This is a genomic window from Streptomyces diacarni, assembly GCF_003323715.1.
GTDB lineage: Bacteria > Actinomycetota > Actinomycetes > Streptomycetales > Streptomycetaceae > Streptomyces > Streptomyces diacarni.
In genome coordinates this window covers 120,743-133,451 of sequence record NZ_QOIN01000055.1, presented here as the reverse complement: position 1 = coordinate 133,451, position 12,709 = coordinate 120,743, and the positions used below count along the sequence as shown (strand labels likewise).

At 75.0% G+C, this 12,709-nt stretch carries 6 protein-coding genes and 1 pseudogene; 2 read left to right on the top strand and 5 right to left on the bottom strand.

The window, feature by feature from the left end:
- Nucleotides 1–151: 151 nt before the first annotated feature.
- The 4 genes from DTL70_RS27835 to DTL70_RS27820 all read right to left on the bottom strand — a co-directional run bounded on the left by DTL70_RS27835 (nt 152) and on the right by DTL70_RS27820 (nt 8,596).
- Nucleotides 152–5,239, bottom strand: a complete 5,088-nt coding sequence (locus tag DTL70_RS27835; RefSeq protein WP_114024767.1) for a hypothetical protein — start codon at nt 5,237–5,239, stop codon at nt 152–154.
- Between the two features lie 57 nt (nt 5,240–5,296).
- Nucleotides 5,297–6,181, bottom strand: coding sequence for a hypothetical protein (locus DTL70_RS27830; RefSeq protein ID WP_114024766.1), 885 nt, complete (start codon nt 6,179–6,181; stop codon nt 5,297–5,299).
- A 67-nt stretch (nt 6,182–6,248) separates the two neighbouring features.
- Nucleotides 6,249–7,787, bottom strand: coding sequence for a hypothetical protein (locus tag DTL70_RS27825; protein ID WP_181861115.1), 1,539 nt, complete (start codon nt 7,785–7,787; stop codon nt 6,249–6,251).
- 119 nt (nt 7,788–7,906) lie between these two features.
- Complete coding sequence (locus tag DTL70_RS27820; protein WP_114024764.1) at nt 7,907–8,596, bottom strand: GntR family transcriptional regulator; 690 nt, start codon at nt 8,594–8,596, stop codon at nt 7,907–7,909.
- A gap of 139 nt (nt 8,597–8,735) precedes the next feature.
- On the opposite strand from DTL70_RS27820, the pseudogene DTL70_RS35180 reads away from it, so the two are divergent.
- Nucleotides 8,736–8,834, top strand: a pseudogene (locus DTL70_RS35180) (D-glutamate cyclase family protein); the annotation flags it as partial.
- A 204-nt stretch (nt 8,835–9,038) separates the two neighbouring features.
- Here the strand turns inward: DTL70_RS35180 and DTL70_RS27810 are convergent.
- Nucleotides 9,039–10,517: a HEAT repeat domain-containing protein gene (locus DTL70_RS27810; RefSeq protein WP_114024763.1), complete on the bottom strand. Its 1,479-nt coding sequence runs from the start codon at nt 10,515–10,517 to the stop codon at nt 9,039–9,041.
- A 497-nt stretch (nt 10,518–11,014) separates the two neighbouring features.
- Here DTL70_RS27810 and DTL70_RS27805 point away from each other — a divergent pair, with 497 nt between their 5' ends.
- On the top strand, nt 11,015–12,697 hold the full coding sequence (locus DTL70_RS27805; RefSeq protein WP_114024762.1) for a PP2C family protein-serine/threonine phosphatase: 1,683 nt from the start codon (nt 11,015–11,017) through the stop codon (nt 12,695–12,697).
- Nucleotides 12,698–12,709: the final 12 nt, after the last annotated feature.

Below are 12,709 nucleotides of genomic sequence, written 5' to 3'. Positions count from 1 at the left end.
CGCGCGGTGGAGGCACACCGGCGCGCGGGACGCGAGGAGACGGCACAGGTCACCCACCCGGACGAGAACGGACGGGACGCACGGGATGGACGGGACCGACCGGATCGGCAGCAGGGACGGAACGGGCAGGACGGACCGGACAAGCGGGACGTCAGGGGTGCGGGAAGGGTGCCGCGCCCGGCGCGTCACTCGGCGGCTGAGGAGCCGGAACCTGCGGGCCCGCAGCCTCCGGTGACGGCTGCTCGGCAGGGCCGCCCTCCGCACCGGAAGGCCGCGCCTGGTCGGGGCGGAGGAACATCCGTGTCGCGGTGATCTCCCCGTGCACCTCGGCCCCGCCCTCCTCGTCCGCGGGGCCCGGCAGACCAGGACGCAGGTGCTCCTCCACGCTGATGTATTTGAGGCCCGCACGCAGATCCGCGTCGTTGCGCATCCTGATCACCAGCGGGAACTCCGCCAGAGCCGTGGTGTCGAACAGACCCGTGGTGTAGAGGAGCTGGACCCCCAGGGCGTCGGCGACAGCCCGCTGGAGCTCCAGGAGATAGGTGGCGTTGGCCCGCCCGATGGGGTTGTCCAGGAACAGGGTTCCCGCGTGCCGGTGCTTGTCCCGGCCACGGTCGTTGCTGCGCAGGGCGGCCATCGTGCAGTACAGGGCGATGGCCGCGGTCAGCAGCTGGCCTCCGGAGAAGACGTCGCCCATCTGTCCGACGGGCACCCGCTCGGCGCGCAGCACGGCGTCCGGCTTGAGGATCTCCACCGACACCCCGCGCGGCTGGAGCGCCGCGTGGACGCCGCGCAGCAGCAGCGACATGCCGTCACGCCGCAAGTCGGAGTTCTTGCGCACGGCGGCGCGGGTGGCCTCGTCGATGACCTCGCCCAGCCGTTCGGTGAGCGTGGCCTGGTCGGGGTCGTCGAACCGGATGCGCAGGAACTCCTGGCCCGACCACTCCCCCAGCCCCTCGGGCAGGCGGGAGAGCCGCTGGGCCGAGCGCAGCGTCGTCAGCGACGACTCCACCAGGCCGCGCAGCCGGTCCACGATGCTGTCCCGGTTGCGCTCCAACTGCTCCAGTTCGTCGGTCAGTACCCGCAGTCGGGGCGCGAACGCCGCGGCCCAGGCGGCCGCATGGTCGGGCAGCGCCGAGGCGGGCAGCTCGCGCACCTGCTGCCTGGCCGGGGTGCGCACGTGCTCGTAGCGGCTGGAGTTGGCGTGCCGTACGAGCACGTCACAGGCCTCACGTACGGCCCCCTCCGCCGAACCGAGGTCGGCGGCGCAACCGCGCAGCGAGCGCCGGGCCTCGGCCGCCGCCTGACGGGCCTCGGCGAGCGCTCCGGGATACGGCCCGGGCGGCTCCTCCTCGCCGTGCGGCGTTGCGGCAACGGAGGCTGCCGGGTCGCGCAGCAAATCCCGGAGGGTGGTCGCCGTCTCGTCGAAGCCGCCGGCGGCGTCCTCGGCGGCCGTGTGGGCGCGCTGCAGCGACTCGTGGGCGGCGCGCGCCGCGTCGAGCTCGTCGCCCCTGGTGGCCAGTTCCGCGTTGGCCGTCCGCAGCAGGCTCTGGGCCTCGGCCGCGTCGCCCGGCACCCGCTCGGCGGGCAGTTCGGTGTGGGCCTGCCCGTCCGGCGGCGCGAGCCGCTCGGCCTCGCCGCGGAGCCGGCCGAGCTGTTCGCTGACGTCGGAGCCGCGCGACTCCAGCCGCTGGACGAGCGCTTCGGCGCGGGCGGCGGCCGCCTGCCGGGAAGGGCCGTCGGCGCCGTCCGGGCCTTCCAGGAGCTGGGCGGCGCGGGTGCGCACCTTGTTGGTGAGCCGGTCGAGCGCCGCCTTGGCGGCGGACTCGTCGCCCTCGGCGCGGGCCTGTTCGGCGCGCAGGTCGGCGCCGACGCCGACCTTCTCGTACAGCTGGGAGGCCGAACGGTAGGCCTCACGCAGGTCCGGCAGCGACGCCGGCCTGGCACCCGCCGCCTTCCCCTCGGCCGCGTCGGCCCCTCCGTCGGCCGGCTCCCCCTCGCCGGGCGCGTCGGGCTCCTGGAAGGCGTCGGGCTCCTCGGGGGCGTCGGGAACGCCCGCGATCTCGGCGCGTTCCCCTCTCAGGGTGCGGGCCGTGCGGTGGGCGTCGTCGGCGGCGCGCTGCGCGGTGCGCCGGTCCTCGTCCGCCGCGTACGCCTTCTGCGAGCACACCTCGGCACGCTCCTGCGCCGTGGCCGCGTCGTCGGCCAGCTCCCGCAGCCGGGTCTGCCACGCGGTGCGTTCCCGCAGCCGGAAGGCGAGCCCCGCCAGCGCGTCCGCGCTGCGCCGCGCCCGCTGCGCCCGCTCCCCCCGCTCGTCGCGCACCCGGGCGGTCTCGGCCGCCTGCGCGTCCGCGTCCACGCGCGCCTCGCTCACCTCGACGAGGTGGCGCTCGGCCGTCTCGGCCGCCTGCCGCGCCTCGGCGGCGGCGTCGGCGAGATCACCGAGGCGGCCCTCGGGGCAGCCGGTGCGCCACGAGGCGAGCCGGGCGGCCAGCGCCCGGTCGGCGGCCAGCCGTGCCGCCAGCGCGCGGATCTCCTCGTCGCGGGCGGCGGCCCGCTCGCGCAGCCGGCGGCGCTCGTCGTCGGCCGCGTACTCGTCGTGCATGGCCGGGTTCGGCGGTACGAGAAAGACGCCGGAGTCGCCCGCCTCCTCGCCCCCTGCTGGTGCGGGCGCCGGTGCCAGCAGCGCCGCCGAGGTGCCGACGGCGACGGCGGAGCGCGGCAGCAGCGCCGCGCTCGCCAGCACCTCACGGGCGCGCGTGTGCGACCGCGGGTCGGTGATGACGACGCCGTCGACCAGCTCAGGGCGGGCGGCGAGGACCGCCGCGTGGTCGGCGGGGTCGACGGACTGCGCCAGGTAGCGCCAGCCGGGCAGGGCCGGGACGCCGTGCTCGCCCAGATACTCGACCGTGGCCGTCACGTCCTGGCCCGGGGGCAGCAGCCCGCCGTCGCCGAGCGCACCGAGCATCCGCGCGTCGTCCGCCGCTGCGGTGCGCAGGTCGAACAGCTGGCGTTCGGCATGGGCCACACCCTCGTCCAGCAGCTCCTGGAGCGCCTCGGCGTTGCGGTCCACCTCCTCGGCGGTCAGCGGGCCCGTGGCGCCCGCCTCGTCCGGGTGCGGGGGGTGGCCTGCTGAGTCCTCCGGGGCGCCTGCCGCCTGCCGCGGACCGGCAAGGCGCTCATCCCCCATGTCCTGACGCGCGGCCGTCCCGTCGCTGCCGGCGGAGCGGGCGGTCCCCGGCTCGCCGGCGCTCGGCCCCTCGTCCGCCGTCGAGGCCAGCGCGTCCGGCGCATTGCCCACGTCGCGTTGGCCCGGTACGGCGGCACGGGCCGGGCCCCGCGCGCCCGCACCGGAGGCGGCACGGCGGGAGGAGGCCGGACCGCCGGCCGGTGCGCCGGGCAGACCGAGCAGCTCGGCGAGGCGCTCCTCGACGCCCAGGGCTTCGGCCGTGGCGCGTTCGGCCCCGTGCGCGGACTCCGCCGCCTCGGCCGCGTCCGCCGCGCGGGCCGCGGCGAGTTCCGCACTGGCGTGCCGGCTCGCCAGCTCGCGGGCGCGCTCGCCGCTGCGGGCCGCCGCGTCGCGCGCCGACTCGAACGCGGCGACGGCGCTCTTCTCCGCGTCGCTGGCCTCGAGCGCGGCGCGGGCGGGGTCGGCGTCCGGGTCGCTGTCGTCGAGCCAGCCCGCGCGCACCGCCTCGGCCATCTCCTGCTCGACCTCGGTGAGCCGCTGGCGCAGGTGCTCGGTCTCGCTGCGGGCGCGCTGCGCCTCGGTGGCGGCCTCGGTGGCCTCCCGGTGGGACCGCTCGCTGTCGGTCAGCAGAGCGCTCGAACGCTCCTCCTGCTCACCGGCGATGCGTTCGCTGTCCTCCGCCGCGGTGTTCAGGGCCCGCACCAGCGCCGTGGCCGCCTGGGAACGCGCGGCGAGGGCGGGCGCCGCGTCCCGCTCGGCCTCCCGGATGGCCGCCGCCACGCGAGCCGACCGGTCGGCGGCCGTGCGGTGCGCGAGCACCGTCTCCGCCGCCTGCCACGCCGCGTGCAGCGTACGGGCCTCGCCCAGCTCGCGCTTCTGCGCCGCCGCCGACTTCTCCGCGGCGGCCAGCGCCAGCGAAGCGTGCCGGTAGGCGAGTTCGGCGGCGACCCGGGAGGCGCGGGAGCGGGCGTCCTCGGCCGCGGTGACGGACTCCCCGGCCTGGGCGAGCTGCTCGGCCAGTTCCGCGGCGCGACCGCGCTCCTGGGTGCCGCGCGCGGTCAGCCGCTGGGCGAGCAGCCGGGTACGGCGCTCGGCGCCCGCGTGGATCTCACGGGCGCGGCCGCGCGCCTCGGCGGCCTGGGTGATGCGCTCCAGGTGTTCGAGGGAGCCCGCGGTGAAGTCCCGTTCGGCGGTCAGCTCGGCGCGGCGTCCCAGCTTGTGCGCGAACCCGTGGACGAGGTCGGCGAGCCCGTCGGTGTCGCGGGTGTCGGTGACGGCCCGCAGCAGCAGGTCGGTGAAGTCCGAGTCGTTCTTGACGGCGAAGAGGCCCGCCGCCTCGCCCTCGTCTGCGTTCATCTCGCGCTGGTAGCGGAAGAGTTCGGGGTCGAGGCCGAGCGACGTCAGGTGCTCGTTCCAGCGCTCGTGCACCTCCTCCCAGACCACGTCCAGATTCGGGTACGCCTTTCCGGTCTCCGTCAGGACGTCGCGGAAGCCCTTCATGGTGCGCCGCCTGCCGCGCGCCGAGGACGCCCCTTCGAGGCGGGGGCGCAGCGCGGCCGACTCGGCGACGGGCAGCGCGTCCAGGGACAGTCCGGGTCCTGGGCGGAAGGAATACCACGCCTCGGCGAACTTGCGCGGGTCGCCGGAGACCTGCCGGCCGCGCCACTCGCTGACCTTCCCGACGACGATGGTCTCCCCGGTGCGGGTGTGCTGCCACTCCAGGGCGACGTGGCCGCAGTCGTCGGCGAGCAGGAACTTGCGCAGCACGCCCGAGCTGGCGCCGCCCAGGGTGTTGCGGTGGCCGGGCAGCATCACGGAGAAGATCAGCTTGAGCAGGACGGACTTGCCGCCGCCGTTCTCCAGGAAGAGGACGCCCGCGGGCGCGGGGCGGCGGGGCGGGCCCTGGGGCTCCTCCTCGAAGAAGTCCGCCTGCGCCGGTGCGGGGCTGGGCACGGCGTCCCCCACTCCGCGCAGGTCCAGCACGGTGTCGGCGTAGCGCGCGCCGGCGGGCCCGATGGAGTAGAGACGGATCCGGGACAGCTCGTACATGGCGGCGGTGCTCTCGTGTGTGGGGCGTCGGCGGGGTGGGCGTGGGCTGCTGGTGGGTCAGGAGTGGAAGGGGAGCCCGGCGTCGGGCGCCAGGTCCAGACCATCCTCGTCGCGCGGCGGCAGCAGGCTCGCCGTGCCGTCGGAGACGGGGACGACGCCCAGCTCCAGCAGCTCCGCCATGGCCGCGTTGCCCGCCATGTCGCGGACCTGGAGCTGGTAGCGGGCCGTGGTGCGGTAGGTGCCGCCGGCGTCGTCGCCCGTCCGCTGGAGGAAGCCGGAGTCGGCGAGGAAGGAGGCGGCCTTGGCGACGATGCCCGTCGTCGACCCCGCGAGCCTGCGCGCGTCCTTGGTGGCGCCGGTCGCGCTGCGGCGTGCGTAGACCCGCCAGGCGGCCTCCAGGCTCGGCGCGTCGGTGGCCGGGTCGGTGTTCTCGCCCTCGGCCTCGGCCCGCTCCTCCAGCTTGCGGCAGGCCTGGCGGACGAAGGAGTCGACGCCGTTGACGGTGATCCGGCCGATGTAGCCGTCGTCCGCCAGGTCCTCGGGCCGGGGGAAGGCCATGGCGGCGCAGGCGAGATGGGCGAGGCCGTGCAGGAAGCGGTCCGCCGAGTCGGCCGTGGCACGGCGCGCGTAGTCGCCCATGCGAACGGCGAAGACGGAGTCCTCGGCGGCCGCCAGGGCCATGCCCGCGCGGGTGGAGACCTCCAGGACGACCAGTCCGAGACCCGTCGCCACGGCGTCGGCCAGGCGTGCGAAGGCGGGTTCGTCGCGGTAACGGCGCAGCAGCTCGGTGTAGTCCGCGTCCCTGGCGGGGACCAGCTTGGGGTGCAGCCCGCAGGAGACGAGCCGCGCCGCGTCCGCCGCGTCCGCGGGGGTCACCCGCGGAGGGGCGGCGCTGCGGCCCGCTCCCTCGTCGGGTTCGGGCTCCGGGGTGAAGTCAGTCATGATCCGTACTCGTTCGTCTCGTGCGGGAGCGTGGAGCCTCGCCGCTTTCCGGCGCGATGGGCAGGTGTCACACCGCCTCCGTCCGGTCGGCCGCCATCCCGGCGGCATCCAGCAGCGCCGTCCCCACGATCAGGTCGGCGCCGCCGAACTGCTCGTCCTCCAACTGCGTACCGTCATCGACGGCGAACACCAGACGCTGCTCGCCCTGCCGGTAGGCGGTGCCCACCGGCGGGCTCGCCGCGTGGACGGCCAGCAGGGCGATGAGATACGGCAGATCGGGGTCGCGCCGGCGCGCGTCGGTCAGCAGCCCCGACAGCCGGCGAGGAGCGTCGGCGGGCAGCTCCAGCAGTTCCATGGCGGCCTCCAACTGCCGCTCGCTGAAGCGGCTGTCGTCCGGTGTGGCGACCAGGTCGGGCTCGGGCATCTCGGCGCCGAGGTGCTCGCGGGGGGCGGGCGGGGTCAGGAGCAGGTCGGTCAGATCGCCCAGGCGTACGGCGCCCGGTGTCCGCAGCCCGACACCCCGGGCGAAGAAGGCGTCGGTCACCCGGGTGGCGTCTTCCAGCGGCAGCGGCAGGAGCGGCGCGAGGAGCTGCCCGTGGAGGTCGAGTCCCGCGCGGGCCGCGGGTGGCGCGAAGGCCTGCCTGTCCTGTTCGGCGCGGAAGAGCGGGCCCGCCTCCAGCAGCCGTGACTGGAGCTGGGTGTGGCGGCGGATGCAGTCCTTGACGATGTCGACCAGTTCGGCCGCGCGGCGCTTGTGGTCGGGGCCGCGTTCGGAGTCGGCCTCGTCGCGTGCCTTGCGGATGTTGGTGAGGATGGCGTTCTCGTGGCGGTAGCGGTCGGCGACGTGGTCCAGCGCCTCGGTGATCATGTCGGGTACGGCGTTGAGCCAGTCGACGGCGCGCACGTCGCGGCGGGTGGCCTCCAGGGTGCGGCGCAGCGTCTCGGCGTACTGCACGGTGCGGTAGCGGGCCTGTTCGGCGGCGAGCTGCGCGTCGGCGAGGCGCCCGCGGTTGATGAGCACCTCCAACTTGACCTCGGCGGCGATCTGGGCGCTCGTGACGTCCGTGTCCAGGGCGCCCACCAGGACGTTGACGGCCTCGTCCGTGGTGCGCAGGTAGACGCTGCCGCCGGGCCCCGGGACCTCCTCGATGAGTTTGAAGTCGTAGTCCCGCCGTACGTAGACGCCGTCGGTGCCGAAGGTGCCGTAGACGGCGCGGAAGCCGCGGTCCACGCTGCCGACGTTGATCAGGTTCTCCAGCACCCAGCGGGCGACGCGCTCGTGCTCGGCCGCCGGGCGGGCGGGGGCCTGGGCGGCGACGCGGGGCAGCAGCCTGGCGAGGATCTGCTCGTGGTCGGCACCGGTGTCGAAGTCCATCTGCAGGGTGACCTGGTCGATGGCCGCCAGCGCCAGCTCGGCCATCTCGTAGGCGCCGTACTCGCCCGCGAGGTTGGCCTTGCGGGTGTCGAGGTCGTGCAGCGGCGCCGTGCAGGCGAGCGCGCGCAGGCGGCGGGCCAGGCCCTCGTCGGCCGCGGGCCCCGGGGCCGGGGAGGGTGCGGACGCACCTGTCCCCACCGGGCTGCTCGTCGTGGTGGCGCTCTCAGTCACGACGGACACATTAAGCCGTCGCACTGACAAGACCCGAAACGGCACGGTTGTCACGGTCCGGGTGGTTGGCGCGGTCCGGGTGGCTGGCGCGGTGGCGCAGCGGGGCGTGAGCCGACCCGTCAGCCTAGCTGGCGCGCGTACCCGTCGGCGAGCTGGCGCCTGGAGTCGTCGAGGTAGACGGCGAGCAGCCGCTCGGCTCCGGGGGCGTCACCGTCACGGAGCGCGTCCAGGATCTCGCGGTTGCGCGGCAGGTAGGGCTCGTGGAAGCGGCGGGGGTTCTCCATGACGTGGAAGACGAGCCGCAGTTCCGCCAGTACGCCGCGCATCATGTCATCGGCGCGTGGACTTCCGGCCAGCTCGACTATCCCCTGGTGGAAGTGCATGTTGGCCGTCCCCAGGTCCCGCCAGCGCTCCTCGGCCCGCGCGCTCAGCCCCGCCGTCACCGCGGCGTCCATCGTGTGCAGGGCGTAGGGCGGGGCGGCCAGCTGCCGCAGCGCGGCGCACTCGACCAGGCGGCGCACCCGGTAGAGGTCCTCCAGGTCCTCGACGGTCAGCTTGCGGACGAACATGCCGCGGTTCAGCTCGTGGGCGAGCAGCCGCTCGTGGGTGAGCAGCCGGAAGGCCTCGCGCAGTGTGTTGCGGGAGACGCCCAGTGCGCGGCCGATCTCCTCCTCCGCCAGCCGCATCCCGGGACGGAACCCGCCCTCGATGATCCGGCCGCGCAGGATGCCGGCGACGCGTTCGGCGGTGCTGGTGCGCCCCAACAGTCTGCGGTCGTCGCTGAGTTCCTCCAGCACGTTGTCGGTCATGGCCGAAGTCAACCGCAGTTCCGAGAACGAGACAACGTGAGGGTTGCGGAATCGTTCAACAATCCTTTCCTTCGAAGCTCGGTGAGGTGAGACCTGCGTCACTCCTCGCCCCGAATCGGCTGTACGGCAGGGCGGTCCTGTGCACGTCGGGGATCCGGGGGCGCTCGGCATCCGGGCGCTCTCCCGGCCGGACTTCGGCGGTCGGGTACGGCCCGAAGAGGGCGACATCCCGGTCTTCTGGACGAACGGGGTCACCCTTCAGGCAGCGCTGAGGGCAACACGCCCACCGTTCGCTCTACGGAGGCCCCGGGCCGTCTGCTCCTCACGAACCTCGGTCCCGAGGGAGCCACGGGCACCGGTCCGGAGGGAGCCACGGGCACCGGTCCGGAGGGAGCCGCGAGCCTTGGCACGGAGGGAGCGCGGGGTGTCGGCGCTCAGGGGGTTACGCGGGCGGGGTGAGGCGGCCCCGGATCGTGGTCTGGACGTCGGCCTCCTCCGCGGGGTCCGCGGCCAGCCGGCGCAGTCGCTCCACCACGCGGGCGTCGCCCGTGGCGGCGCACGCGGCCGCGACCTGCCGAGTGGACTCCTCGCAGTCCCACAGGCACTCGATGGCGAACCCGGCGGGGAAGGAGGGATCGGTGGCCGCGAGGGACCGGGCGGTACGACCGCGCAGCTGGGAGGAGGCGGTCTCCCGGTAGATGTGGCGCAGCACGGGGGCTGCGCAGGCGATGGACAGGCGCCCCGCGCCGTCCACCAGCGGCCATAGTGCGGGACTGTCGGGGCCCTCGAGGCGGATGGTGCGGCGGAGCGCGGCGAGTACGGCGTCCGTGTCCTGTGCCCCACCCCGGCAGGCGAGCATCTCGGCGGCGACGGTGGCGAGGCCCGGCGCCTGCGTGTCCTCGGGAGCGGCCGCCCAGCGCCTGGCGCGTTCGAGAGCCGCCAGGGACCGCATACGAGCGAAGGAGGAGAGGGCGGAGCGGGCGAGCGCCTCACCGGGATCGCCCGCGGCCTCCTCGATGAGGTCGAGCACGCCCGGATCGTTGCGGTCGGCCAGGTGGCGCAGGGCGGCGGCGCGTGCGGCCTCGCGGGGGCCCCGTGCGGCCTCCAGCAGCAGCAGCCGGTCGTCCGGTCCCGCGACGGCGGACAGACAGCGCGCCGCGGGGGCCTCCCGGTGCTGGGGCGGGTGTTGTTCGTAACCGTCCTGGGCCCAGTCGAGGATCTCCCGCACGTTCCAGCCGGGACGTGGCCCGTCCGCGCGCATCTGGCGCTGCCAGCGGTCGAAGGAACGGCACTCCTGGGCCCGCCGCAGCCGGTCGGCCTGCCCGGGGTGCGCGGCGTCCTCGGCCCACAGCCGCCAGGGTCGGGGTTCGAAGGCGTCGCGGGCGGCGGCCGCCAGCTCCGCGTCCCCTTCGGGCGTCTGCGGGAACCTGGCCAGGATGGCGGGCCCGAGGGGGCGCAGCCCCGCGTCGTCGTCGCGGACGGCGAGTTCGTCCAGCGCCCACTGCCAGTTGCTGCCTGCGGTGGCATAGCGGCGCAGCAGCCGCAGCGGGGCGTTCTCCTGCCAGGCCGTGCCCTGCGCGGCGGCGTAGGAGGCCAGGTGGCCGAGAACGGAGAGGGCGAGGCCGGTGCGGACCTCGGCCTCGTCCGGGGCGCACTGGAGGTCGGCGGGGTCGAAGAGGTGTGCGGCGATGTCGTCGAGCCCGGCGTCCAGCTCCCGGTGCAGACGTGCGTAGTACAGGGAGCGATGTTCGATCTGCCAGTCGCGCCTGGGGTCGTGCAGGACGCACTGGCGCAGTGCGCCGAGCGCTTCGGCGCGCGGCGCCGCCAGGGCGTGCAGCGTCCCGTCGCCACGGCCTCTCTGCAGGAGGCCGAGCAGCGTGCCGCTGGGCGCTATGTCTGAATCGACGGAATCGACGAACATAAGAGTCAGCATCCGGTGCGGGGTATTCGACTGGCAACGGGATTTCCGTTGCCGGGCATTCTTGCCGGTGACCGCGTTTCTACTCCTGGGTTTCGGCTTTCGGAAAGAGCCGCGGGACCGGGCCGGAGCCTACCCGGAAGTAAGCATTCCGCCGAGCCCGAGGTCAAGAGGGGGCGGAGGGGCGTGCGGCTCCCGGGACGCGCACCGGTCGGGTCGCTCCGCGTCCACCGGCCACTCCCCTCGGTCCGCCCACCCGGGGTTCGGCGCGGCGCCCTGTGTTCTGGCCGATGTGTGCGCCATCGCTCGCCGGTCGGCACGTACCCCTCGTGCTCGGATCGTGCTCGGATCCACCACGCCCGTGCTCCGATCGGCATGCGCCCGTCGCGCGGCTGACATATGACAGCGGCACCACCGGATCGAGTGTGGCCGAATCCCTTACGGGCAGTCGTCGGCTGTGCGACAGTCGTAACCGACTCTCCCCCGTATCGGAGCCCTCCATGTCCTCCTTTGCGCATGCGGACCACTCCGCCGCTCAGCCTCCGGACCGCGGCACGCTGGACGCTCTGATCACCCAGGCCCGCACCCTGCGCGGCGGTCTCGACGCGGTGCGACGCGGCGCGGGAGGGAGCGGGCCCGAGGCGGGTCCGCACGCGGCGAGCGCCATGGAGCAGGGCATCGGCGAGGCGGCCCTCCGCGCCAGGTGGCAGCGCGCACTGTGCGAACTCGCCGTGCACCAGCTCGACGCTCTCGGCGGCCAGCTGGACCAGTTACGCGAAGGGATGGCTCCCACCGCCCCTGATCCCGGTGCGCCGGGTCGCGGTGCACCGGCCGGCGGACCGACACGGGATCACCTGCCGCCGGACGAGCTGCCACCGCACGGTCCACCGCCGCACGACCTCCCGTCCGACGACCCGCGGGGTGTAAGCGCGGGCGCCGCCTACGGCACCCTCGCCACGCCCCGCAGGAACGCGGCCTCCGAGCTGGTCGGCCGGGTCGGCAGCGCCGACTGGAACCTGCTGACCGACGACATCTCCTGGTCGCCCGAGCTCTACCGGATCTTCGGCAGGACCGAGGAGGACGGCCCGCTCTCCCTGGACGAACTCCCCTCGTGGGTCGTACCGGAGGAACAGGCGGGTCTCGCCACCGCGTTCACCGACTGCCTGGTCGACGGGAGGGCCATCGACCACGAGTTTCACCTGGTGCGCCCGGACGGCTCCGTGCGCACGGTGCACCTGGTGGGCGAACCGGTGCTCGACGACGACGGAGCCACCGCCTCGATGTGGGCGGTGGTGCGGGACGTCAGCGCGCTGCGGCGCAGTGAGCGCGCGGTGCGCGAGACGCGCGACTCGCTCCAGCGTGAGACGCACCTCGCACAGACCGAGCGCCGACTGGCCGTCGAGCTCCAGCGCGCCGTACTGCCTCCCTGGCGGGGCTCACTGCGCTTCCCGCAGGGTGACACGCGGACCGGCGGTGCGCTCGACCTGGCGGCGCACTACCTGCCCTCCGCGACCAGCACGCTGATCGGCGGGGACTGGTACGACGCGCTGGGCCTGCCGGACGGCGCCACGCTGCTGACGGTCGGGGATCTGACGGGGCACGGGGTGGCCGCCACCTCGGGAGTCGCGATGCTGCTGGGCGCCGTGCGGGGCATGGGGGTCGCGGGGGTGGGGCCCGGGCCGCTGATGGGCCACCTGAACCAGTTGCTCGACTCCGCCGCCCAGCCCTCGCTCGGCAGCGCCCTGTGCTGCCACTACACGCCGCGCACCCGCTCGCTCACGTGGTCGCAGTCGGGTCACCCGCCGCCGCTGCTCATCCGCGGCGGGGTCGGACAGGTGCTGCCACGCCCTGAGGGCGTGCTGCTGGGTGTCACCTCGGGGGCGCGCTACGGGCAGCGCACCGCACAGCTGTCGCCCGGTGACCTGCTGGTGCTGCACACCGACGGCCTCGCGCCGCGGTCGCAGGCGCCCGGCCGAGAGGACGCCGCGCACGCGGGCGCCCCGCACGCGAGCGCGGCGCACGCGGGCACTCCGCACGCGGGCGCGGCGCGGCTGCTGGCCGTGGCCGGCCGGTTGGCCTCGGCCTCGTCCGCCCAGGAGTGCGTCCGGATGATCGCCGAGGAGTTCGACGACCGCACGCGTGAGGACGACGCCTGCGTGCTGGTCGCCCGCGTGACACCCTGACGGTTCCGCTGT